At 65.3% G+C, this 22,516-nt stretch carries 34 protein-coding genes; 31 read left to right on the forward strand and 3 right to left on the reverse strand.

The window, feature by feature from the left end:
• The 30 genes from IP93_RS11635 to IP93_RS11780 form a co-directional block, all read left to right on the forward strand.
• Positions 1-506 (forward strand): EF-Tu C-terminal domain-related protein (locus IP93_RS11635; protein ID WP_242006853.1); only part of this gene is annotated, 506 nt, incomplete at its 5' end.
• 522 nt (positions 507-1,028) lie between these two features.
• The gene (gene rpsJ, locus IP93_RS11640) at positions 1,029-1,340 is read left to right on the forward strand and encodes a 30S ribosomal protein S10 (protein ID WP_036137876.1); all 312 of its coding nucleotides are present in this window, start codon (positions 1,029-1,031) and stop codon (positions 1,338-1,340) included.
• 10 nt (positions 1,341-1,350) lie between these two features.
• Positions 1,351-2,004 carry a 50S ribosomal protein L3 gene (gene rplC, locus IP93_RS11645; RefSeq protein WP_144815853.1) on the forward strand — a complete coding sequence of 218 codons (654 nt, stop codon included), beginning with the start codon at positions 1,351-1,353 and terminating at the stop codon, positions 2,002-2,004.
• A 14-nt stretch (positions 2,005-2,018) separates the two neighbouring features.
• Complete coding sequence (gene rplD / locus IP93_RS11650) at positions 2,019-2,624, forward strand: 50S ribosomal protein L4 (RefSeq protein ID WP_144816183.1); 606 nt, start codon at positions 2,019-2,021, stop codon at positions 2,622-2,624.
• Complete coding sequence (gene rplW / locus IP93_RS11655) at positions 2,621-2,917, forward strand: 50S ribosomal protein L23 (protein ID WP_144815856.1); 297 nt, start codon at positions 2,621-2,623, stop codon at positions 2,915-2,917. Before rplD ends, rplW begins: the two co-directional genes overlap by 4 nt.
• 12 nt (positions 2,918-2,929) lie before the next feature.
• Positions 2,930-3,757, forward strand: coding sequence for a 50S ribosomal protein L2 (gene rplB / locus IP93_RS11660; protein WP_144815858.1), 828 nt, complete (start codon positions 2,930-2,932; stop codon positions 3,755-3,757).
• 6 nt (positions 3,758-3,763) lie between these two features.
• The gene (rpsS, locus tag IP93_RS11665; RefSeq protein WP_144815861.1) at positions 3,764-4,030 is read left to right on the forward strand and encodes a 30S ribosomal protein S19; all 267 of its coding nucleotides are present in this window, start codon (positions 3,764-3,766) and stop codon (positions 4,028-4,030) included.
• Between the two features lie 10 nt (positions 4,031-4,040).
• Positions 4,041-4,376 (forward strand): 50S ribosomal protein L22, encoded by a 336-nt coding sequence (gene rplV, locus IP93_RS11670; RefSeq protein WP_036137913.1) that lies wholly within the window; start codon positions 4,041-4,043, stop codon positions 4,374-4,376.
• 14 nt (positions 4,377-4,390) lie between these two features.
• Entirely contained in the window at positions 4,391-5,137 is a 747-nt protein-coding gene (gene rpsC, locus IP93_RS11675) for a 30S ribosomal protein S3 (protein WP_144815864.1), read from the forward strand.
• A 6-nt stretch (positions 5,138-5,143) separates the two neighbouring features.
• The gene (gene rplP / locus IP93_RS11680; RefSeq protein ID WP_144815865.1) at positions 5,144-5,557 is read left to right on the forward strand and encodes a 50S ribosomal protein L16; all 414 of its coding nucleotides are present in this window, start codon (positions 5,144-5,146) and stop codon (positions 5,555-5,557) included.
• A complete protein-coding gene (gene rpmC / locus IP93_RS11685; protein ID WP_036137857.1) occupies positions 5,557-5,742 on the forward strand; it encodes a 50S ribosomal protein L29 in 186 nt (61 codons plus the stop codon). The genes rplP and rpmC overlap by 1 nt, the downstream gene beginning before the upstream one ends.
• Before the next feature lie 10 nt (positions 5,743-5,752).
• Positions 5,753-6,022, forward strand: a complete 270-nt coding sequence (rpsQ, locus tag IP93_RS11690) for a 30S ribosomal protein S17 (protein WP_144815868.1) — start codon at positions 5,753-5,755, stop codon at positions 6,020-6,022.
• Positions 6,023-6,036: 14 nt separating this feature from the next.
• Positions 6,037-6,405: a 50S ribosomal protein L14 gene (rplN, locus tag IP93_RS11695; protein WP_036137852.1), complete on the forward strand. Its 369-nt coding sequence runs from the start codon at positions 6,037-6,039 to the stop codon at positions 6,403-6,405.
• A 15-nt stretch (positions 6,406-6,420) separates the two neighbouring features.
• Positions 6,421-6,735, forward strand: a complete 315-nt coding sequence (rplX, locus tag IP93_RS11700) for a 50S ribosomal protein L24 (RefSeq protein WP_036137850.1) — start codon at positions 6,421-6,423, stop codon at positions 6,733-6,735.
• Between the two features lie 11 nt (positions 6,736-6,746).
• Complete coding sequence (gene rplE / locus IP93_RS11705; RefSeq protein WP_144815870.1) at positions 6,747-7,289, forward strand: 50S ribosomal protein L5; 543 nt, start codon at positions 6,747-6,749, stop codon at positions 7,287-7,289.
• A gap of 18 nt (positions 7,290-7,307) precedes the next feature.
• On the forward strand, positions 7,308-7,613 hold the full coding sequence (rpsN, locus tag IP93_RS11710; protein WP_144815873.1) for a 30S ribosomal protein S14: 306 nt from the start codon (positions 7,308-7,310) through the stop codon (positions 7,611-7,613).
• 111 nt (positions 7,614-7,724) lie between these two features.
• Positions 7,725-8,120 carry a 30S ribosomal protein S8 gene (gene rpsH / locus IP93_RS11715; RefSeq protein ID WP_144815876.1) on the forward strand — a complete coding sequence of 132 codons (396 nt, stop codon included), beginning with the start codon at positions 7,725-7,727 and terminating at the stop codon, positions 8,118-8,120.
• 14 nt (positions 8,121-8,134) lie between these two features.
• Complete coding sequence (gene rplF / locus IP93_RS11720; protein ID WP_144815879.1) at positions 8,135-8,662, forward strand: 50S ribosomal protein L6; 528 nt, start codon at positions 8,135-8,137, stop codon at positions 8,660-8,662.
• A 68-nt stretch (positions 8,663-8,730) separates the two neighbouring features.
• Complete coding sequence (gene rplR, locus IP93_RS11725) at positions 8,731-9,084, forward strand: 50S ribosomal protein L18 (protein ID WP_144815880.1); 354 nt, start codon at positions 8,731-8,733, stop codon at positions 9,082-9,084.
• A gap of 172 nt (positions 9,085-9,256) precedes the next feature.
• Positions 9,257-9,796, forward strand: coding sequence for a 30S ribosomal protein S5 (gene rpsE / locus IP93_RS11730; protein WP_052108139.1), 540 nt, complete (start codon positions 9,257-9,259; stop codon positions 9,794-9,796).
• Positions 9,789-9,986, forward strand: coding sequence for a 50S ribosomal protein L30 (gene rpmD, locus IP93_RS11735; RefSeq protein ID WP_036137832.1), 198 nt, complete (start codon positions 9,789-9,791; stop codon positions 9,984-9,986). Before rpsE ends, rpmD begins: the two co-directional genes overlap by 8 nt.
• Positions 9,986-10,429, forward strand: a complete 444-nt coding sequence (gene rplO / locus IP93_RS11740; RefSeq protein ID WP_199747216.1) for a 50S ribosomal protein L15 — start codon at positions 9,986-9,988, stop codon at positions 10,427-10,429. Before rpmD ends, rplO begins: the two co-directional genes overlap by 1 nt.
• Before the next feature lie 7 nt (positions 10,430-10,436).
• The gene (gene secY / locus IP93_RS11745) at positions 10,437-11,795 is read left to right on the forward strand and encodes a preprotein translocase subunit SecY (RefSeq protein WP_144815886.1); all 1,359 of its coding nucleotides are present in this window, start codon (positions 10,437-10,439) and stop codon (positions 11,793-11,795) included.
• 315 nt (positions 11,796-12,110) lie between these two features.
• Positions 12,111-12,467: a 30S ribosomal protein S13 gene (rpsM, locus tag IP93_RS11750; RefSeq protein WP_144815887.1), complete on the forward strand. Its 357-nt coding sequence runs from the start codon at positions 12,111-12,113 to the stop codon at positions 12,465-12,467.
• A gap of 12 nt (positions 12,468-12,479) precedes the next feature.
• Complete coding sequence (rpsK, locus tag IP93_RS11755) at positions 12,480-12,872, forward strand: 30S ribosomal protein S11 (RefSeq protein WP_036137822.1); 393 nt, start codon at positions 12,480-12,482, stop codon at positions 12,870-12,872.
• Between the two features lie 14 nt (positions 12,873-12,886).
• Positions 12,887-13,516, forward strand: a complete 630-nt coding sequence (gene rpsD / locus IP93_RS11760) for a 30S ribosomal protein S4 (RefSeq protein ID WP_144815892.1) — start codon at positions 12,887-12,889, stop codon at positions 13,514-13,516.
• Positions 13,517-13,568: 52 nt separating this feature from the next.
• Positions 13,569-14,567, forward strand: coding sequence for a DNA-directed RNA polymerase subunit alpha (locus tag IP93_RS11765; protein ID WP_144815895.1), 999 nt, complete (start codon positions 13,569-13,571; stop codon positions 14,565-14,567).
• A gap of 266 nt (positions 14,568-14,833) precedes the next feature.
• Entirely contained in the window at positions 14,834-15,205 is a 372-nt protein-coding gene (rplQ, locus tag IP93_RS11770; protein WP_144815896.1) for a 50S ribosomal protein L17, read from the forward strand.
• 220 nt (positions 15,206-15,425) lie between these two features.
• Positions 15,426-15,923 carry a disulfide bond formation protein B gene (locus IP93_RS11775; RefSeq protein ID WP_144816185.1) on the forward strand — a complete coding sequence of 166 codons (498 nt, stop codon included), beginning with the start codon at positions 15,426-15,428 and terminating at the stop codon, positions 15,921-15,923.
• A gap of 93 nt (positions 15,924-16,016) precedes the next feature.
• Positions 16,017-17,405: a class II 3-deoxy-7-phosphoheptulonate synthase gene (locus tag IP93_RS11780; protein ID WP_144815899.1), complete on the forward strand. Its 1,389-nt coding sequence runs from the start codon at positions 16,017-16,019 to the stop codon at positions 17,403-17,405.
• A gap of 76 nt (positions 17,406-17,481) precedes the next feature.
• Here IP93_RS11780 and IP93_RS11785 read toward each other — a convergent pair whose 3' ends face one another.
• The 3 genes from IP93_RS11785 to typA form a co-directional block, all read right to left on the reverse strand.
• On the reverse strand, positions 17,482-19,116 hold the full coding sequence (locus tag IP93_RS11785) for an amidase (RefSeq protein WP_425480051.1): 1,635 nt from the start codon (positions 19,114-19,116) through the stop codon (positions 17,482-17,484).
• Between the two features lie 167 nt (positions 19,117-19,283).
• Positions 19,284-19,754: a DUF2127 domain-containing protein gene (locus tag IP93_RS11790; protein WP_144816187.1), complete on the reverse strand. Its 471-nt coding sequence runs from the start codon at positions 19,752-19,754 to the stop codon at positions 19,284-19,286.
• 23 nt (positions 19,755-19,777) lie between these two features.
• Positions 19,778-21,625, reverse strand: coding sequence for a translational GTPase TypA (typA, locus tag IP93_RS11795; protein WP_144815904.1), 1,848 nt, complete (start codon positions 21,623-21,625; stop codon positions 19,778-19,780).
• Positions 21,626-21,846: 221 nt separating this feature from the next.
• Here typA and IP93_RS11800 point away from each other — a divergent pair, with 221 nt between their 5' ends.
• Complete coding sequence (locus IP93_RS11800) at positions 21,847-22,353, forward strand: peptidylprolyl isomerase (RefSeq protein WP_144815907.1); 507 nt, start codon at positions 21,847-21,849, stop codon at positions 22,351-22,353.
• Positions 22,354-22,516 lie beyond the last annotated feature (163 nt).

A 22,516-nucleotide genomic window follows, 5' to 3' on the forward strand; every position in this document is an offset into this window, starting at 1 on the left:
TGGTGACCGGCCGTATCGAGCGCGGCATCATCAAGGTCGGCGACGAAATCGAAATCGTCGGTATCCGTCCGACCCAGAAGACGACCGTCACTGGCGTCGAGATGTTCCGCAAGCTGCTGGACCAGGGCCAGGCGGGCGACAACGCGGGCCTGCTGCTGCGCGGCACCAAGCGTGACGACGTGGAGCGTGGCCAGGTGCTGGCCAAGCCGGGTTCGATCACCCCGCACACCACGTTCGAGGCCGAGGTGTACGTGCTGTCGAAGGACGAAGGCGGCCGCCACACCCCGTTCTTCAAGGGCTACCGTCCGCAGTTCTACTTCCGCACCACCGACATCACCGGTGCGGTGGAACTGCCGGAAGGCGTGGAGATGGTGATGCCGGGTGACAACATCAAGATGGTGGTCACCCTGATCAACCCGGTGGCGATGGACGAAGGCCTGCGTTTCGCGATCCGCGAAGGCGGCCGCACCGTCGGCGCCGGCGTCGTCGCCAAGATCCTCAAGTAAGAACGGTTAACACGACAGCGTTGCTGTCGAGTTGACTCCCGCCGATCATCCGGCCCTTCGGGGCCGGATAACGCCGGGGAGGACGTGGGGCGGTATTGGCGGTGCTAGTCGCCAATGCTGAACCGGTCGGAGCAGTTCCAGGGTTTGTTGCAGCCGTGCTTGCACTGGTTGTGGATATCCGGTTAGAATGCACGACCACTGCGGCAACTCGTTCATTCGAGGGGTCGCAACCAGCGAAATGAGGAGCAGGATGCGCCTCGTATTCGCCAGACAGGGATATGTCGCACGGCGAGCTCCGTACGTTCCGGGCCCCGAACTTGTTGAGTTCAGGGCAACCAAGGAACGCTAAACGGGGCCTTTCGTGCGTTCTGCTCAGTCTGGGCGGGTCGGGAAACCGATCTGCCTTTGCTTTTCTGGCAAGGAGGCTCCGGGGCGAGGGTGTAGCCCCGGGGTGTTTGCGTTTTCATGGGGTTCGGCACACCCGGAGGCCGGCCCGTCGCTCTTTAACGAAGGAATACCGTCATGGCGGACCAAAAGATCCGAATCCGGCTGAAGGCGTACGATCATCGTCTGATCGATCGCTCGGCCAGCGAGATCGTTGAGACGGCCAAGCGTACCGGTGCCCAGGTCAAGGGCCCGATCCCGCTGCCGACCAAGATCGAGCGTTACACCATTCTCGTTTCGCCGCACGCCGACAAGGATGCGCGCGACCAGTACGAGACCCGCACGCACAAGCGCGTGCTCGACATCGTCGACCCCAACGACAAGACCGTGGACGCGCTGATGAAGCTCGAACTCGCGGCGGGCGTTGACGTCCAGATCAAGCTGACCTGAGGCCACCACCATGACCGCGAAGAAGTATTCGTTGGGCATCGTCGGTCGCAAGGCCGGCATGAGCCGCCTCTTCACCGAGGACGGCAAGTCGGTTCCCGTGACCCTCATCGAGGCCACTCCGAACCGCATCACCCAGATCAAGACCCAGGACACCGACGGCTACAGCGCCGTGCAGGTCACCGTCGGTGCCAAGCGCGCCGCGCTGATCAACAAGCCGGAAGCCGGCCACCTCGCCAAGGCGAAGGTCGAAGCCGGTCGTGGCCTGTGGGAGTTCCGCGTTGCCGACGAACTGATCGGTGGCTTCGAAGTCGGCGGCGAGATCAAGGCCGACATCTTCGAAGTCGGCCAGACCGTCGACGTGCAGGGCGTGACCAAGGGCAAGGGCTTCCAGGGCACCATCAAGCGCTGGAACTTCACCATGGGCGACGCCACCCACGGTAACTCGCTGTCGCATCGCGCACCGGGCTCCATCGGTCAGCGTCAGACCCCGGGTCGCGTGTTCCCGGGCAAGAAGATGGCCGGTCACATGGGCGCCGTGCAGCAGAGCACCCAGGGCCTGGAAGTGGTCAAGGTCGACGCCGAGCGCGGCCTGATCGCCGTCAAGGGCGCGGTGCCGGGCGCTCCGGGTGGCGACGTGATCGTCCGTCCGACGAGCAAGGCATAAGGGAGACGATGACGATGGAACTCGCCATCAATAACAGCAGCAAGACCGTCTCGGTCTCCGACGCGATCTTCGGCCGCGAATTCAGCGAAGACCTGGTCCACCAGGTGGTCGTTGCCTACCGCAACGCCGGTCGCGCCGGTACCAAGGCGCAGAAGACCCGTGCGGAAGTCAACGGCACGACCAAGAAGTCGAAGAAGCAGAAGGGCGGCGGTGCGCGTCATGGCGCGCTGACGGCTCCGATCTTCGTCGGCGGCGGCGTGACCTTCGCGGCCAAGCCGCGCAGCTTCGCGCAGAAGGTCAACCGCAAGATGTATCGCGCCGCGATCGCCGCGATCCTGTCCGAGCTCAACCGCCAGGGCCGCATCATGGTCGTCGAGAACTTCGAGCTCGATGCTCCGAAGACCTCGGGCCTGGTCGCCAAGCTCAAGGGTCTGGAAGTCGGCCAGCGTCCGCTGATCGTCACCGAAGACGCCACCGAGAACCTGTACCTCTCGGCCCGCAACCTGCCGTATGTCCAGGTGCGTGATGTCCAGGGCCTGGATCCGGTCGCCCTCGTGGGTGCGGATACGGTCGTGGTCACCGCCGACGCGGTGAAGAAGATCGAGGAGTGGCTGGCATGAACGACGCCAAGCTCTACAACATCATCCGTGCGCCGCGCGTGTCCGAAAAGACCGCTCGCCTGCAGGAAGTTTCCAACCAATACGTCTTCGAAGTCGCGACGGACGCTACCAAGGCCGACATCAAGGTCGCCGTGGAAAAGCTGTTCGACGTCAAGGTTGAAGCGGTCAACGTCGTGAACGTCAAGGGCAAGACCAAGTCCTTCAAGTTCCGCGAAGGTCGTCGCAACGACTGGCGCAAGGCGTACGTGAAGCTGGCCGATGGCCAGTCGATCGACGTGATGGCCAAGGCCTGAGGATAGACACCCATGGCATTGATGACTTTCAAGCCCACCTCCGCCGGCCGCCGCAGCGCGGTCCGCGTGGTGACGCCGGACCTGCACAAGGGCGCGCCGCACGCGCCGCTCCTTGAAAAGCAGAACAAGACCGGTGGCCGCAACAACTACGGCCGCATCACCACCCGTCATATCGGTGGTGGCAGCAAGCAGCACTACCGCATCATCGACTTCAAGCGCGACAAGGTCGGCATCCCCGCCCGCGTCGAGCGCGTCGAGTACGACCCGAACCGCACCGCGCACATCGCGCTGCTGTGCTACGTGGACGGCGAGCGTCGCTACATCATCTCGCCGAAGGGCCTGAAGGCCGGCGACCAGGTGATCGCGGGCCGTGACGCCCCCATCCGCACCGGCAACACCCTGCCGCTGAGCAACATCCCGGTCGGCACCACGGTGCATTGCGTCGAGATGAAGCCGGGCAAGGGCGCCCAGATGGCCCGTGCGGCCGGTGCCGGCGTGTACCTGGTCGCGCGTGAGCACGGCTACGCCACCCTGCGCCTGCGCTCCGGCGAAATGCGCAAGGTGCCGGTCGAGTGCTGCGCCACCATCGGCGAAGTCGGCAACGACGAGCACAGCCTCGAGAAGCTGGGTAAGGCCGGTGCCAAGCGCTGGCGCGGCGTCAAGCCGACCGTCCGCGGCGCGGCCATGAACCCGGTCGACCACCCGCACGGCGGTGGTGAGGCCAAGGCCGGCCAGGGCAACCCGCATCCGGTCACCCCGTGGGGCGTGCCGACCAAGGGTTACAAGACCCGCAAGAACAAGCGCACCCAGCAGTTCATCGTGCGCGATCGTAGGAGCTAATCGGCCATGGCACGTTCACTCAAGAAGGGCCCGTTCATCGATCACCACCTCGCCAAGAAGGTGGAGACCGCGGGCAACAACAAGAAGCCGATCAAGACCTGGTCGCGTCGCTCGACGATCCTCCCCGAGATGATCGGTTTCACGATTGCCGTGCACAACGGCAAGAACCACATCCCCGTGCTTGTCAACGAGAACATGGTTGGCCACAAGCTCGGCGAGTTCGCCCTGACCCGGACGTTCAAGGGTCATGGCGGCGACAAGAAGTCGAAGTAAGGAGATGACCATGGAAGCGAAAGCAATCCTGCGCACCGCGCGCATCTCCCCGCAGAAGGCCCGCCTGGTCGCCGACCAGGTCCGTGGCCTGTCGGCTGAACGCGCCGTCAACCTGCTGAAGTTCTCGGACAAGAAGGCTGCCCACATGATCCGCAAGGTCGTGGAGTCCGCCATCGCCAACGCCGAGAACAACCAGGGCGCCGACATCGACGAGCTCAAGGTCAAGACCATCATGGTGGACGAGGGTCCGACGCTGAAGCGCTTCATGGCGCGAGCGAAGGGCCGCGGCACCCGCATCCTCAAGCGCACCAGCCACATCACTGTGGTCGTGGGCGCGGGCAAGTAAGGCGGAGTCAGACAATGGGTCATAAAGTTCATCCGACCGGCATCCGCCTGGGCATCGCCAAGGACTGGAATTCCAAGTGGTTTGCCAACAAGAAGCAGTACGCCGAGTTCCTGGCGGCTGACCTCAAGGTCCGCGAAATGCTGCGCAAGAAGCTGGCGCAGGCCGGCATCTCGAAGATCTTCATCGAGCGTCCGGCCAACAACGCCCGCGTCACGATCCACACCGCCCGCCCGGGCGTGGTGATCGGCAAGCGCGGCGAGGACATCGAGAAGCTGCGCAAGGAAGTCTCCGACGTGATGGGCGTTCCGGCGCACATCAACGTCACCGAGGTCCGCAAGCCGGAGCTCGACGCGCAGCTGGTCGCCGAGTCGATCGCGCAGCAGCTGGAGCGCCGCATCATGTTCCGTCGCGCCATGAAGCGTGCGGTCGGCAACGCGATGCGCCTGGGCGCCCTGGGCATCAAGGTCAACGTCGCTGGCCGCCTCAACGGTGCGGAAATCGCCCGTTCGGAGTGGTACCGCGAAGGCCGCGTGCCGCTGCACACGCTGCGTGCCGACATCGACTATGGCTTCGCTGAAGCCAAGACGACCTACGGCATCATCGGCATCAAGACGTGGGTCTACCGCGGTGAAATCTTCGATTTCTCCCAGGTTGGCCAGGAGAAGCAGGACGACGCCGCCCCGCGCGCTGAGCGCGGCGACCGCGGTGACCGTCGTGATCGCAACGACCGTCCGGCCCGCCCGGCCCGCGAAGCGAGGTAACCCAACATGCTGCAACCCAAGCGAACCAAGTACCGCAAGGTACACAAGGGCCGCAACGAAGGCCTGAGCTGGAGCGGCAATGCCGTCAGCTTTGGCGAATTCGGCCTGAAGGCGACGGCGCACGGTCAGCTGACCGCGCGCCAGATCGAGGCCGCGCGTCGTTCCATCAGCCGTTACGTGAAGCGTGGCGGCAAGATGTGGATCCGCGTGTTCCCGGACAAGCCGATCACCAAGAAGCCCATCGAAGTCCGCATGGGCTCCGGCAAGGGCAGCGTCGAGTACTGGGTGGCCCAGATCCAGCCCGGCCGCATGATCTATGAGATCGAGGGCGTCAGCGAGGAAGTGGCACGCGAGGCGTTCCGCCTGGCCGCCGCCAAGCTGTCGGTGACCACCACTTTCGTTACCCGTACGGTGCGCTAATGGAACTCAAGCAACTGCGCGAAAAGTCGGCTGACGAGCTGAAGTCCCACCTGCTGGACCTCCAGAAGGAGCAGTTCGCCCTGCGCATGCAGAAGGCGACCGGCCAGCTCGCCAAGACCCATGACGTCCGCCGCGTGCGCCGCGAGATCGCTCGCGTCAACATGCTGCTGGGCGACAAGAAGTAAGGACCCTGCAATGACCGACAACAATACAGAGAAGGCGATTCGCACGGTTGAAGGCCGGGTCGTCAGCAACAAGATGGACAAGACCGTCACCGTGCTCGTCGAGCGCCAGGTCAAGCACGCGCTGTACGGCAAGTACATCCGTCGCTCGACCAAGCTCCACGCCCACGACGCCGACAACGCCTGCAAGGAAGGCGATGTCGTGCGCGTGAAGGAGATTGCGCCGATGTCCAAGACCAAGAACTGGAGCGTGGTTGAGATCGTCAGCCGCGTGGCCGAGTAAGAGGAGAGCTAACCATGATCCAGATGCAAAGCTACCTCGACGTGGCCGACAACTCCGGTGCCAAGGAAGTGATGTGCATCAAGGTGCTCGGCGGCTCCAAGCGCCGTTACGCCGCGATTGGCGACATCATCAAGGTCACCGTGAAGGACGCGATCCCGCGCGGCAAGGTCAAGAAGGGCGACGTCTATGACGCCGTCGTGGTGCGTACCCGCAAGGGCGTGCGCCGTCCGGACGGCTCGCTGATCCGCTTCGACGGCAACGCCGCCGTGCTCCTGAACAACAAGCAGGAACCGATCGGTACCCGTATCTTCGGGCCTGTGACCCGCGAGCTGCGTTCCGAGAAGTTCATGAAGATCGTCTCGCTGGCGCCTGAAGTGCTCTGAGCGGAGGAATAGAAAATGAACCGTATCCGCAAGGGCGACCAGGTCGTCGTAATCTCCGGCAAGGACAAGGGCAAGAAGGGTGATGTGGTGCGCGTGGCCGGCGACAAGGTCGTCGTGTCCAACATCAACATCATCAAGCGCCACACCAAGCCGAACCCCCAGGCTGGCCAGCCGGGCGGCGTGGTCGAGCGCGAAGCGCCGATCCACATTTCCAACGTGATGCTCTTCAACCCGGCCACTGGCAAGGGTGAACGCGTCGGTTTCAAGGTGCTGGAGGATGGACGCAAACTGCGTGTGTTCCGCTCCAGCGGTGAGGCGGTTGACGCCTGAGGAATGCATAAATGACCACCCGGCTTGAAAAGTTCTACCAGGAAGAAGTCGTTCCGCAGCTGACCAAGAAGTTCGGCTACAAGAACCCGATGGAAGTGCCGCGCCTCGTCAAGGTCACGCTGAACATGGGCGTGGGCGAAGCGGCCACCAACAAGAAGGTGCTTGAGAACGCCGTGGCCGACATGACCAAGATCTCGGGTCAGAAGCCGATCGTGACCAAGACCCGCGTCTCGGTTGCGTCGTTCAAGATCCGCGACGGCTGGCCGATCGGCTGCAAGGTGACCCTGCGTCGCGCCAAGATGTTCGAGTTCCTCGATCGCCTGATCAACATCTCGCTGCCGCGCGTCCGCGACTTCCGTGGCGTGTCGGGTCGCGCGTTCGACGGCCGTGGCAACTACAACATGGGCGTGAAGGAACAGATCATCTTCCCGGAAATCGACTTCGACGCCGTCGACGCGGTCCGTGGCATGGACATCGCGATCACCACGACCGCGAAGACCGATGCCGAGGCCAAGGCGCTGCTCGAAGCCTTCCGTTTCCCGTTCCGCAACTGATACTCGAGGACTGACACAATGGCCAAGACCTCCATGGTCAACCGTGAGATCAAGCGGGCCAAGCTTGCCAAGCAGCACGGTGCGAAGCGCGAAGCGCTGAAGAAGATCGTCTCCAGCCAGACCGCTTCGTACGAAGAGAAGATGGATGCCGCGACCAAGCTGCAGAAGCTGCCGCGCGACTCCTCGGCTTCGCGCCAGACCACCCGTTGTGCGCTGACCGGCCGTCCGCGCGCCGTGTACAGCAAGTTCGGTCTGGGCCGCAACAAGCTCCGCGAAGCCACCATGCGTGGCGACGTGCCGGGCCTGCGCAAGGCCAGCTGGTAAACCCCAGCCGGTTCTTGTACCATTGCGAGTTCCCCGCCCCAGGGCGGGGAACTCGTTGTTACAACTGAATTCGCATACTGCGGATATCGGTGCACTCATAAGGAAACATCCATGAGCATGACTGATCCCATCGCCGACATGCTGGTCCGCATCAAGAATGCGGCCGCTGTCCGGAAGCAGACGGTGAAGATGCCGTCGTCCAAGATCAAGGCCGCGATCGCCACCGTTCTGAAGAACGAAGGCTACATCGCTGATTTCCGCGTGACCCAGGACGGCGCCAAGGCCGAGCTGGAGATCGTGCTGAAGTACTTCGAAGGCAAGCCGGTGATCGAGCGCCTCCAGCGCTACTCCCGTTCGGGCCTGCGCCAGTACCGCGGCAAGAGCGAACTGCCGAAGGTCCTGGGCGGCCTGGGCGTCGCCATCATTTCCACCTCCAAGGGCATCATGACCGATGCGCAGGCGCGCCAGCAGGGCGTCGGCGGTGAAGTCCTGTGCTTCGTGGCCTAAGGGAGAACTGAACCATGTCCCGTGTTGCCAAGAAGCCGATCGCCCTGGCCAAGGGCGTTGAACTGAACATCCAGGCCGAATCGATCGCCGCCAAGGGCCCGAAGGGTACCCTGTCGATCGCCAAGCCGGCCGCCATCGAAGTGAAGGTCGAAGACGGTCACGCCGTGTTCTCGACCGAAGATGCCGCGCTGATCCCGCTGACCGGCACCCTGCGTGCCATCCTCGCCAACATGGTGAAGGGCGTGTCCGAAGGCTTCGAGCGCAAGCTCGAGCTGGTGGGCGTGGGTTACCGCGCCGCGATGCAGGGCAAGGACCTGAACCTGTCGCTGGGCTACTCGCACCCGATCCTGTTCCCGGCGCCGGAAGGCATCACCATCGCCACGCCGACCCAGACGGAAGTCGTGGTGACCGGCGCCGACAAGCAGCTGGTCGGCGAGGTCGCCGCCAAGATCCGCGGTTTCCGTCCGCCGGAGCCGTACAAGGGCAAGGGCGTGAAGTACGCCGGCGAAGTCATCATCCGCAAGGAAGCCAAGAAGGCCTAATGCGGACCGGATCCGACCGGTAACGGTCGGTCCGCTCAGCGAAGCCTTCAGCTTTCGGAGACCAGATCATGAACAAGAACACCGCTCGCCTGCGTCGCGCCAAGTCGACCCGTGCACACATCCGCGAACTCGGCGTGCCGCGCCTGTCGGTGCTGCGCACCGGCCAGCACCTGTACGCCCAGGTCTTCACCGCCGACGGCTCCAAAGTCCTGGCTTCGGCCTCGACCTTGCAGACCGACGTCAAGGAAGGCCTGAAGAACGGCAAGAACGCCGATGCCGCCGCAAAGGTCGGTCGCCTGGTCGCCGAGCGCGCCAAGGCCGCCGGCATCGAGAAGGTCGCCTTCGACCGCTCGGGCTACCGCTACCACGGTCGCATCAAGGCGCTGGCCGAAGCTGCCCGTGAAGGTGGCCTGCAGTTCTGATGCTTGAAGGCGTGGGGATTCGTCCCCACGCCTCCTGCATTGCAAGCATTTCGCCGCCGACGAGGCCTTTCGTCGGACGTGCCCTCCGGGTTGCCGGGAGCGCGGAACGCCCGAAGTACCCACAACCATAAGCGGCCAAGCCGCAAATCCCTCAACTACAGAGCATTCGAAAATGGCAGAAGAACGTGCACCGCGGGGTCGTGATCGCGACCGTAACCGCGAAGAGATCGACGACGGCATGATCGAGAAGCTGATCGCGGTCAACCGCGTCAGCAAGACCGTCAAGGGCGGTCGCCAGTTCACCTTCACTGCGCTGACCGTTGTCGGCGACGGCAACGGCAAGGTCGGCTTTGGCTATGGCAAGGCGCGCGAAGTGCCGGTTGCCATCCAGAAGTCGATGGAATATGCCCGCAAGGCGATGAACAACGTCGACCTGAACAACGGCACCCTGTGGCATGCCGTCAAGTCCGGCCATGGCGCCGCGCGCGTGTTCATGCAGCCGGCTTCGGAAGGTACCGGCGTGATCGCCGGTGGCGCGATGCGCGCCGTGCTCGAAGCCGTGGGCGTGAAGAACGTGCTGGCCAAGGCCGTCGGCTCGCGCAACCCGATCAACCTGGTCCGCGCCACCATCAAGGGCCTGACCGACATGCACTCGCCGTCGCAGATCGCGGCCAAGCGTGGCAAGAAGGTGGAGGATCTGATCAATGGCTAAGAACGAAGCTGCCGGCGGCACCATCAAGGTGCGCCTGGTCAAGGGCCTGCGGGGTACCCAGTCGCGTCACCGCCTGTCGGTGAAGGCGCTGGGCCTGGGCAAGCTGAACAGCGTCCGTGAGCTCAAGGACAGCCCGCAGGTTCGCGGCCTGATCAACCAGCTCCACTACCTCGTCCGCGTGGAGGAGTAATCATCATGCGTCTCAACACTCTGCAACCCGCCGAGGGCGCCCGCCAGGAGCGTACCCGCGTCGGTCGTGGTATCGGTTCGGGCCTGGGCAAGACTGCCGGCCGCGGCCACAAGGGCTCGTTCGCACGTGCCGGCAAGGGCAAGATCAAGGCCGGCTTCGAAGGCGGCCAGATGCCGATGTACATGCGCCTGCCGAAGGTCGGCTTCCGCTCCAAGCTGAAGAACGACACCGCCGAAGTGCTGCTGTACCAGCTGGACAAGCTGGAGGCCGGTGAGGTCGACTTCGCGGCCCTGCGCGCTGCCAAGCTGGTGCCGAGCACCGCCAAGCAGGCCAAGATCGTGAAGAAGGGCGAGCTGAGCAAGGCCTTCGTGCTGAAGGGCCTGCTGGCGACCGCCGGTGCCAAGGCCGCGATCGAAGCGGCTGGCGGCAAGGTCGGGGAGTAATCGACGCATGGCGCGGAGCGGCAACGCGATGGCCGGCGTAGGCGGCGGGCTCGGTAAGTTCACCGAGCTCCGCCAACGTCTGTTGTTTGTAATCGGTGCTCTGATCGTCTACCGCATCGGTTGCTACATCCCGGTGCCGGGCGTCAATCCGGAAGCGATGCTCCGCCTGATGGAGACCCAGCAGGGCACCATCGTGGACATGTTCAACATGTTCTCCGGTGGTGCGCTGGAGCGTTTCAGCCTGTTGGCGCTGAACGTGATGCCCTACATCTCGTCGTCGATCATCGTCCAGCTGCTCACCCAGATCATGCCGAGCCTGAAGGCCATCCAGAAGGAAGGCGAATCGGGCCGCAAGCGCATCAACCAGTGGTCTCGCATGGGCGCGATTCCGCTCGCCATCTTCCAGGCGTGGGGTATCGCGACGGCGCTGCAGGCCGGTGGCGCCAGCCAGGGCATCCCGGTGGTGTACAACCCGGGCCCGGGTTTCGTCATCACCGCAGTGATCGCGCTGACCGCCGGTACCATGTTCCTGATGTGGCTGGGTGAGCAGGTGACCGAGCGTGGCGTCGGCAACGGCGTGTCGCTCATCATCTTCGCCGGCATCGTGGCCGGACTCCCGTCAGCGCTGATCGGCATGTTCGAGCAGATCCGCAACGGCGACATGAGTCCCATCGTTGCCATCCTGGTGGTGCTGATCGTGCTGGGCTTCACATACCTGGTCGTGTTCGTCGAGCGCGGTCAGAGGCGGATCACGGTGAACTACGCGCGGCGCCAGGGTGGGCGCAACGCGTACATGAACCAATCCTCGTTCCTGCCGCTCAAGCTGAACATGTCGGGCGTGATCCCCGCCATCTTCGCCTCCAGCATCGTGATGTTCCCGGCGACCGCGGCGACCTGGTTTGCCCAAGGCAGCTCCAACTCGTGGCTGCTCAAGCTCAGCAACATGTTGAACCCTGGTGAGCCGCTGCACATGGTGTTGTACGCGGGGTTGATCGCCGGCTTTGCTTTCTTCTATACCGCACTGGTGTTCAACTCCCAGGAAACGGCGGATAATTTGAAGAAGTCGGGCGCGCTGATCCCGGGCATTCGTCCGGGCAAGGCCACGGCGGACTACATCGATGGCGTGCTGACCCGCTTGACGGCGGCCGGTGCCATCTACCTGGTGGTGGTCTGCCTGTTGCCGGAAGTGATGCGTACCCAGATGGGCACTTCGTTCTACTTTGGCGGTACTTCGTTGCTGATCGTGGTGGTGGTGGTGATGGACTTCATTGCCCAGATCCAGGCCCACCTGATGTCGCACCAGTACGAAAGCCTGCTGAAAAAGGCCAACCTGAAGGGTGGCTCGCGCGGCCTGCCGCGCGGTTGAGAAAGTTGTTTGGCGTCTCCGCACCAGCGGCGGATTGACGACAAGAAGGGCGACCTGGGCGGCGGTCTCGCGCACGGGTGAGTTGGAGCCGGTCCCCGCGCCAGAGTAGCGCGGGGGGTCGGGAGAGGGGTTAGACAGCCTCTCCCAGACAGCTCCCTCTCGTCGCCGGAGCATGGGCACACTCCCCATGCCGGAGTTGCTGCGGTGCCCTTGGGCCCCGCAGCGCTTCCTATTGGACCGAGACCTTGATAAACTTGTCGATTCACTCCGCCGGATGAACTCATCCGGCCGCCAAACCAAGTTGGAGATCGCGTTATGGCGCGTATTGCTGGCGTCAACCTGCCTGCCCAGAAGCACGTCTGGGTCGGGCTGCAAAGCATCTACGGCATTGGCCGTACCCGTTCCAAACAGGTCTGCGACGCCGCCGGCGTCACCAAGACCACCAAGATCCGCGACCTGTCCGAGCCGGAAGTCGAGCGCCTGCGCGCCGAGATCGGCAAGTACGTCGTGGAGGGCGACCTGCGCCGTGAGGTCGGTATCGCCATCAAGCGCCTGATGGACCTGGGCAGCTACCGTGGCCTGCGCCATCGTCGCGGCCTGCCGCTGCGTGGCCAGCGTACCCGTACCAACGCCCGTACCCGCAAGGGTCCGCGCAAGGCCATCAAGAAGTAAGGGGTATAGATCATGGCCAAGCCTGCTGCAGCCAAGACAAAGAAGAAGATCAAGCGCGTCGTCACCGACGGCATCGCCCACGTCCACGCTTCTTTCAACAACACCATCGTCACGATCACCGACCGCCAGGGCAATGCACTGAGCTGGGCGACCTCGGGCGGCGCCGGATTCCGCGGCTCCCGCAAGTCGACCCCGTTCGCGGCCCAGGTTGCCGCCGAAAAGGCCGGTCGTGCCGCCCTCGATTACGGCCTGAAGACGCTCGAAGTGCGTATCAAGGGTCCGGGTCCGGGTCGCGAGTCCGCCGTTCGTTCGCTGAACAACGTCGGCTACAAGATCGCCAACATCATCGACGTCACGCCGATTCCGCACAACGGCTGCCGTCCGCCGAAAAAGCGCCGCGTCTGAGGAGCTGAAGAGACATGGCACGTTATATTGGTCCCAAGTGTAAGCTCTCCCGCCGCGAAGGCGCCGACCTCTCGCTGAAGTCGCCCGTTCGCGCCCTCGACTCGAAGTGCAAGCTGGAGCAGAAGCCCGGCCAGCACGGTCCGACCGCCCGCAAGGGCAAGCTGTCGGACTACGCCACCCAGCTGCGTGAAAAGCAGAAGGTCAAGCGTATCTACGGTCTGCTGGAGCGCCAGTTCCGCAACTACTACAAGAAGGCCTCGAACAAGAAGGGCAACACCGGTGAGAACCTGTTGCAGCTGCTCGAGACCCGCCTGGACAACGTCGTCTACCGCATGGGCTTCGCGGTGACCCGTCCGGCCGCCCGCCAGCTGGTTTCGCACCGTGGCGTGACGATCAACGGCAAGTCGGTGAACCTGCCGTCGTACCAGGTCAAGGCCGGCGACGCGATCGCGCTCTCCGAGCGTGCCCAGAAGCAGCTTCGCGTGCAGGAATCCCTGTCCGTGGCGCAGCAGATGGACCTGTCGCCGTCGTGGGTCGAGGTGGACAGCAAGAAGTTCGCGGGCGTCTTCAAGGCCGTTCCGGACCGTGCTGACCTGCCGGCCGACATCAACGAAGCGCTGATCGTCGAGCTGTACTCGAAGTAATGACTTTGAATCCCCCGGCCCCCGCCGGGGGAAACGCAGGAGACACCACCCAATGACGGTAACCGCAAACCAGGTACTGCGCCCCCGCGGTCCCCAGATCGAGCGCCTCACGGGCAACCGTGCGAAGGTCGTGATCGAGCCGCTGGAGCGTGGCTACGGCCACACCCTCGGCAATGCGCTGCGCCGCGTGCTGCTCTCGTCCATTCCCGGCTTCGCGATCACCGAAGTCGAGATCGACGGCGTGCTGCACGAGTACACCACCGTGGAAGGCCTGGAAGAGGACGTGCTGGAGGTTCTGCTGAACCTCAAGGACGTCGCCATCCGCATGCATACGGGCGATGCGTCGACCCTGTCCCTGTCCAAGCAGGGCCCGGGCATCGTCACCGCCGGTGACATCAAGACCGACCACAACGTCGAGATCCTCAATCCGGAACATGTGATCTGCCACCTGACCAAGGACACGGCACTGAACATGCGCCTCAAGATCGAGCGCGGTTTCGGCTACCAGCCGGCTGCGACTCGTCGCCGCCCGGACGAGGAGACCCGCGCTCTGGGTCGCCTGATGCTGGACGCCAGCTTCTCGCCGGTCCGCCGCGTCGCGTATGCCGTGGAAGCGGCCCGCGTGGAGCAGCGCACCGACCTGGACAAGCTGGTGCTGGACATCGAGACCAACGGCACGATCGATGCCGAGGAAGCGATCCGCACCGCGGCCGAGATCATCACCGACCAGCTGTCGGTGTTCGGCGACTTCACCCAGCGCGACCGCGGCGTAACGCAGACGAAGGGTGCCGGTGTCGACCCGATCCTGCTGCGCCCGATCGACGACCTGGAGCTGACCGTGCGTTCGGCCAACTGCCTGAAGGCCGAGAGCATCTACTACGTCGGCGATCTGATCCAGAAGACCGAGGTCGAGTTGCTCAAGACCCCGAATCTGGGCAAGAAGTCGCTCACCGAGATCAAGGAAGTCCTCGCCCAGCGTGGTCTTTCGCTCGGCATGAAGCTTGAGAACTGGCCGCCGGCGGGCATTGCCTCGCACGGCATGATGGGGTGAGCCCAAGCCGCTTGCGCGGTACGGCCGCGCGCTTGGGCGAACGCCCGGCGCGCTGCGCCGGGCAGGGGGGGGGGCCGTCCTGGATCCCCGCCAACACCGTAGGAACGCAGCACCGCAACAACGCAGTACTTCGTCGACGGGCCAAATGCCCGCGACATGTCCGGTCACGGAGGGCCGGCACGGACCATCCGCAGTCCAAGCATCAACGCCGGGATGGCGACAGCGAAATTCAACGTCACAACATTAACTTTTAAGGAAACAAACCCATGCGCCACCAGAAGTCCGGCCGCAAGTTCAACCGCACCAGCGCCCACCGCGATGCGATGTTCACCAACATGGCCGCCTCGCTGATCAAGCACGGCCTGATCCGCACCACCCTGCCGAAGGCCAAGGAGCTGCGCCGCGTTGCCGAGCCGCTGATCACCCTGGCCAAGGTCGATGGCGTTGCCAACCGCCGCCTGGCCTTCTCGCGCCTGCGCGACAAGGAGGCCGTGGGCACCCTGTTCACCACGCTGGGCCCGCGCTACGCCGCGCGCAACGGCGGTTACACCCGCATCCTGAAGTGCGGCTTCCGCGCCGGTGACAACGCGCCGATGGCCTACGTCGAGTTGCTCGACCGTCCGGCGGCAGCGGAGTAATCCGACGCGCTGGCTCACCGATGCTCTGGCGTCGGCGTAACTGCAAAGCCCCGGCCAGTCCGGGGCTTTTGCTTTTCCAGTGCCGAGCCAGCGTGATCGACTCGGCACAGGCGTCATGCCGGAGAGCCCCCCGAACCTCTTGATGAGCCGACGCCCGGAGCTTTTTGCTGTATCGTGTGCATTCCTATCCGTTGCATGCAGGGGTTAAGCTTCACGCATGATCAATACCTTCCTGCGCGGATCGTTCCGTACCCAGTTCCTGCTCGGTTTTGCCACGTGCGTGGCGTTGCTGGCGTACGCGATCTATCTGCAGCTCCACGGCGGCCTTGAGCCATGCAATTTGTGCATCTTCCAGCGCCTGGCGTTCGCGGGGCTGGGGTTGGTGTTCCTGCTGGGCGGATTGCATGCTCCGCGCGGCGCCGGGCGCCGAGGTTATGGCGTGTTGGCAGGGCTGGCCGCACTGGTAGGCATCGGTATCGCGGCCCGCCACGTGTGGATCCAGATGTTCCCGTCGCCGACGGCGAGCTGCGGCGTGCCGCTGTCGTTCATGCGCGAGACGATGTCCACCACGGACGTGATCCGCAAGGTGCTGACCGCCACCGGCAACTGCGGCGACATCGACTGGACCTTCCTCGGGCTGTCGATGCCGTGGTGGAGCCTGGTGTGGTTCGTGCTGCTCGGGCTGTGGGCGCTGTACGCGGCGTTCCGTCGCGCCTGACGGTCCCTCCAAGGTTGCCGACGTAACGGTTGCAGCGCGCCGGAGCGGGGCGGATGATGGGCTTGCTGCTCCGCAACAACCGTCGTGACCAACATGCCCAATCCCCCCCGCACCCTGCAATCCGTGAACCTGCCCAGCGAGTGGACCCCGTCGTCCTGGCGTGCTTATCCGGCGCTGCAACTGCCGCAGTATCCCGATGCAGAGGCGTTGGAAGAGGCGCTGGTGGAACTGCGCACGTTGCCGCCGCTGGTGACCTCGTGGGAGATCCTGTCGCTCAAGGAGCAGATCGCCGAGGCGCAGGACGGCAAGCGTTTCCTGCTGCAGGGTGGTGATTGCGCCGAGACCTTCGCGTCGTGCTCGTCGGGGGTGATCTCCAACCGGCTCAAGGTGCTGCTGCAGATGAGCCTGGTGCTGGTGCACGGGCTGCGCAAGCCGGTGGTGCGCGTGGGCCGCTTCGCCGGCCAGTACGCCAAGCCGCGCTCCTCCGATACCGAGACCATCGACGGGGTGACGCTGCCCAGCTACCGTGGCGACCTGGTCAACGCGCCGGCGTTCACCGCCGAGGCGCGCGTGCCCGACCCGCGGCGGATGATCAAGGGCCACGCGCGTTCGGCGATGACCATGAACTTCGTGCGTTCGCTGATCGATGGTGGCTTCGCCGACCTGCACCACCCCGAGTACTGGAACCTGAGCTGGGTGGGGCACTCGCCGCTGGCCGATGAATACCGGCGGATGGTGAACGGCATCGGTGACGCGGTGCGGTTCATGGAGACGTTGTCGGGCGCGCAGGTGCACAACCTCAACCGGGTGGATTTCTACACCTCGCACGAGGCGTTGCTGCTGCCCTACGAGGAGTCGCAGACCCGGCAGGTGCCGCGCCACTGGGGCTGGTTCAACCTCAGCACGCATTTCCCGTGGATCGGCATGCGTACCGCCGCAGTGGACGGCGCGCACGTGGAGTACTTCCGGGGCATCCGCAACCCGATCGCGATCAAGGTCGGACCGACGGTTACGCCGGACCAGCTGCTGCGCGTGATCGACGTGCTCAATCCGGAAGACGAGCCCGGGCGCCTGACCTTCATCCACCGCATGGGCGCGACGCAGATCGAGGAGAAGCTGCCGCCGTTGCTGGAGGCGGTGCGTCGCGATGGCAGGCGCGTGCTGTGGGTGTGCGATCCGATGCACGGCAACACCGAAAGCACCAGCAATGGCTACAAGACGCGTCGGTTCCGCAACATCCGCAGCGAGCTGGAGCAGTCGCTGGACCTGCACGCGGCCGCCGGCACGCGCCTGGGTGGCGTGCATCTGGAGCTGACCGGCGAGGACGTGACCGAGTGCCTGGGCGGTGCGCGAGAGCTGACCGAGAGCGATCTGGAGCGCGCCTACCACTCGACCGTGGACCCACGCCTCAACTACGAGCAGGCGCTGGAAGTGGCGATGCTGATCGTGCGCAAGCAGGAGCAGATTTCCGCGCCGGCGTGATCCACACTCCGCCATGGCGGATTAGGGCGAAAGGCCGCAGGGTGTCCTGCGGCCTTTTGTCGTTCCCGCGACGTGCTTACCGCGGCCGGTCGTCCGATGGGGTGGCCGCCGACGGAAGCTCCACCGGTGCCGGTATGGCCGCCGGCAGCGGTGCAGGATCGGCGCCGATGCTGGCGACGAAGCGGGGTGCCTTGCGCGCCCTAGTGGCCTGCTCGAAGCTGTAGGCCAGGCCGAGCAGCCGCGGCTCGCTCCACGCCGGCCCCATGAATATGACGCCGACCGGCAGGCCCTTCACGTCGCCCATGGGGACGGTCACACTCGGGGTGCCGGCCACTGCTGCCAGGCTGTAGCCTGCGCCAAGGAAGCGGTCACCCTGGGCAAGGTCGGTGCGCCAGGCCGGGGAGGTGGCCGGCGCGATGAGGGCATCCAGGCCGTGGGCGGCCAAGGTGGCTTCCAGGCCTTCGGTACGGGCCAGACGCCGCGCATCGGAACGCGCGCTGAGGTAAACCGGATCTCCCAGCGAGTTCGTCGCCCGTGCCTGCTCGAGCAGTTCCTGGCCGAAGTGCGGCATCGTCGCCTGGGAGTGGCGCTGGTTGTAGTCGATGACGTGCGCGAGCGTGGATACCGGGGCGCCGCTGCTGGCGAGGTAGTGCTCCACGCCTGCCTTGAATTCGTGGAGCAGGACCAGCGATTCGGCGGCGTCCCATTGTCCCCAGGTCGGCACGATGACATCGACTACTTCCGCGCCGGCCCTGCGCATGGCGGCGATGGCGCGTTCCATCGCCGCGTCGGTGGCGGCGTGGTAGCCCATGGCCTGCCGCACCACGCCCAGGCGTGCGCCGCGCAGCGCGTCGGGGCGCAGCCGCGCTTCGTAATCGAACACCGCGCGTCCGCTGCTGTCGGCGGTGACCGGATCGCGTTCGTCGCGGCCCACCAGCACCGACAGCAGGGCGGCGGCATCGGCCACGCTGCGCGCCATCGGGCCGGCGGTGTCCTGGGTCCGTGAGATGGGGATGATGCCGCTGCGGCTGACCAGTCCCACCGTTGGCTTGACGCCTACCAGGCCGTTCACGGCGGACGGGCAGATGATGCTGCCGTCGGTCTCGGTACCGACACCGACGGCGGCCAGGCTGGCGGCGATCGCCACGCCGGTACCGGAGCTCGAGCCGCAGGCATTGCGGTCAAGCACGTAAGGATTGCGCGTGAGCCCGCCGCGGCTGCTCCAGCCGGACGTGGAGCGGCTGGAGCGGAAATTGGCCCATTCGCTCAGGTTGGTCTTGCCCAGGACCACGGCACCGGCCGCCCGCAGGCGGCCCACCAGGAAGGCGTCAGCCTTCGGCTGGTGGTTGGCCAGCGCCAGCGTGCCCGCCGAGTTCGCCATGGGGGTGGCGTCGATGTTGTCCTTGAGCAGTACCGGGATGCCGTGCAGCGGTCCGCGGACCCGACCGGCGCGACGTTCCGCATCGCGGGTCTCTGCCTCCTGCAGGGCCAGCGGGTTGAGTTCGAGCACGGCATTGAGTTTCGGGCCTGCGTCGTCGATGGCGGCGATGCGGTCCAGATAGGCCTGGGTGAGCGCCCGGCTGGTCAGTTCGCCGCGCGCCATGCGCGCCTGCAGGCTGGCGATGTCCATTTCGGCGAAGGCGAAGTCGTCCCCGGCCGGTGCGGCGGCCTTGGCCTTGTTGGCCGGGTCCTCGAACGACAGGTTCGGCATGGACACGCGGTCACACGCCGCCGTGGCCACGACCAGCGCAGCCAGGACAAGCATTCGCATTGCGATTCCCCTTTCGCGGAAGTGCGCACCCGAGGATAGCGCCCCGGCCGCGGGGGAGGCGAGGCAAGTGCGTGGATTGCGACTGCGGTCAAGCTGGGGCCAGGGGGTTACCGGCGCCGTTTGGCCAGGTCGCGGCCCAGGATCCAGACCACGAGCAGGTTGATGGTCAGCACCGCGACCTCCAGCCAGCCGGGACGGCGGATCAACGCGTACAGCTCAAAGGGCAGGTAGACCGCCGCGCCGATGCACCCCAGCCATGAGCCCCAGGCCTTGGCCTGCCACAGACCCCACGCCTCGACGAAGCGCATGAGCGCATAGGCGAGCGTGACGGCGACGGCGATGCCGATGGATTCGGGGTTGATGCCGCGCAACAGCGACGCGACCGGCCCGTGCGAGGGGTTGAGGTGCAGCTTTGCCGCCAGCCCGTCGAGGGCATGCTGCAGCACGGCCGGGCCGGCCCACACCAGCCCGACGGCGGCCAGCAGGGCCACCAGGCCCTTGGCCGCCTCGAATACTGCGATGGCATGCAGCCCCGGATGCGCGTGCGGATCCGGGTTGTACTGCGACTGCGCCTCCATCGCCGTGCCGTGTACCGCCGCGGTCAAGCCGCGCGTGAGGCGCGCTTGCGGTCGTTCTCGGTGCGGAACTTCTTGCGCAGGCGGATCTGCTTGGGCGTGACTTCGACCAGTTCGTCGTCGTCGATGAACTCCAGCGCCTGTTCCAGCGAGAACTTGATCGGCGGAATCAGGCCTTCGTCATCGTCCTTGCCCGAGGCGCGGAAGTTGGTCAGCTGCTTGCCGCGCAGGGCATTGACGGTGAGGTCGTTGTCCTTGGCGTTGATGCCGACGATCTGGCCTTCGTAGATCTCCTCGCCCGGCTCGATGAACAGGCGGCCGCGTTCCTGCATCGCGATCTGCGCGTAGGCCGGCGACGGACCGGTACCGTTGGAGATCAGCACGCCGTTGATGCGCTGGCCGATGCTGCCTTCGGACTTCGGGCCGTAGTGGTCGAATACGTGGAACAGCAGGCCGGTGCCCGCGGTCAGGGTGCGGAACTCGGTCTGGAAGCCGATCAGGCCACGCGCGGGGATGATGTAGTCCAGGCGCACGCGGCCCTTGCCGTCGGGCTCCATGTTCTGCAGCAGCGCCTTGCGCTCGCCCAGGCGGCCCATGACGCCGCCCTGGAACTGCTCGTCCATGTCGACGACCAGCGACTCGTACGGCTCCTGCATGATGCCGTCGATTTCCTTGATGATGACCTCGGGGCGCGACACGGCCAGCTCGTAGCCTTCGCGGCGCATGTTCTCGATCAGGATCGACAGGTGCAGCTCGCCGCGGCCGGAGACCTTGAACTTGTCGGCGTCCTGGGTGTCCTCCACCTTCAGCGCCACGTTGTGCGCGGTCTCGCGGGCCAGGCGGTCGCGCAGCTGGCGCGAGGTCAGGAACTTGCCGCCGCTGCGGTCCTTGACGCCGGCGAACGGCGAGTCGTTGACCTGGAAGGTCATCGAGATGGTGGGTTCGTCCACCGCCAGCACCGGCAGCTGTTCCACGGCCGACGGATCGCACAGGGTGTCGGAAATGCCGATGCCCTCGATGCCGCTGAACGCGATGATGTCGCCGGCCTGCGCTTCGGGCACCTCGAGCCGCTCCAGGCCCATGAAGCCCAGCACCTGCAGCACCTTGCCGCTGCGGGTCTTGCCCTCGCGGTCGATCACGGTGACGGTCTGGTTGGGCTTGACCTTGCCGCGCTGGATGCGGCCGACACCAATGATGCCGACGTAGTTGTTGTAGTCCAGCGAGGTCACGCGCATCTGGAACGGACCGTCCGGATCGACCGGCGGCGCGGGCACGTGCTCGCAGATGGCTTCGAACAGCGGGGTCATGTCGCCTTCGCGCACGCTCTCGTCCATGCCGGCGTAGCCCTGCAGGCCGCTGGCGTAGACGGTGGTGAAGTCGAGCTGTTCGTCGGTCGCGCCCAGGCGGTCGAACAGGTCGAAGGTCTGGTCCAGCACCCAGCTGGCACGCGCGCCGGGGCGGTCGACCTTGTTGACCACCACGATCGGCTTGAAGCCCATCGCGAACGCCTTCTGGGTGACGAAGCGGGTCTGCGGCATCGGGCCGTCCATCGCGTCGACCAGGATCAGCACCGAGTCGACCATCGACAGCACGCGCTCGACCTCGCCGCCGAAGTCGGCGTGGCCCGGGGTGTCGACGATGTTGATGCGCCAGTCCTCGCCCGTATTGGGGTTGGTCCAGCGGATGGCGGTGTTCTTGGACAGGATCGTGATGCCACGTTCCTTTTCGATGTCGCCGCTGTCCATCACGCGCTCGGCGAGCTGGGTGCGCTCGTCGAAGGTGCCGGACTGCTTGAGCAGCTGGTCGACGAGGGTGGTCTTGCCATGGTCGACGTGGGCGACGATGGCGATGTTGCGCAGGCGTTCGATGGACATCGGCGAAGGGCACCACGGTCGGTGGCGCCAGTTTCTGGAAGGAAGCGGACCAGTATACCGGAACCTGCGGTTTGGCCGTTAGGCATCCGCTGAACGGGCAGGCCCCCTTGTATCGCGCCGTGGCCGCCGCCATTTCGCGCTGGATGGGCCGCCGGCTCCGGCCCTGGCGCCGGGCCGGACGGGCCACGAATCCATACCCCCATCCCCGACAGGAGACGGCCATGAGCCTGATTGCCCACTTTGACACCGAGCGCGGCCCGATCCGCATTGAACTGGCCGCCGACAAGGCGCCGCTGACCGTTGCCAACTTCGTCAACCTGGCCCAGCGCGGCTACTACGACGGGCTGGATTTTCACCGCGTGATCGCCGACTTCATGATCCAGGGCGGCTGCCCGGAAGGCAGTGGCCGCGGCGGCCCGGGCTACCGCTTCGAGGACGAGGCCCGCAACGGCCTGGGCCACGAGCGCGGCGTGCTGTCGATGGCCAACGCCGGCCCGTCGACCAATGGCAGCCAGTTCTTCATCACCCACGTGGCCTGCCCGTGGCTGGACGGCAAGCACACCGTGTTTGGCAAGGTGATCGAAGGCCAGAACGTGGTGGACAGCGTGAAGCAGGGCGACAAGATCAACTCGGTGAAGATCGAGGGTGATGCCGCGGCCGCGATTGCCGCCAAGGCCGACCGCGTGGCCGAGTGGAACAAGACGCTGGATGCCAACGCGCGCGCCTGAGTCCGCGGCCCGCGCTGACACGCGAACGCCCACCCGGGTTGCCGGGTGGGCGTTTTGCTGACAGTGCCTGGTGGGCGCCGCTCATTCGCTTCGCACCGACCGCTCAGCCGCGCGGGCGGGGTGTCACGAAGGAGGGTCGTTGCAGCCGCAAACGGGATGGGGT

Origin of the sequence: Aerolutibacter ruishenii (assembly GCF_007830115.1) — a bacterium.
Lineage (GTDB): Bacteria > Pseudomonadota > Gammaproteobacteria > Xanthomonadales > Xanthomonadaceae > Aerolutibacter > Aerolutibacter ruishenii.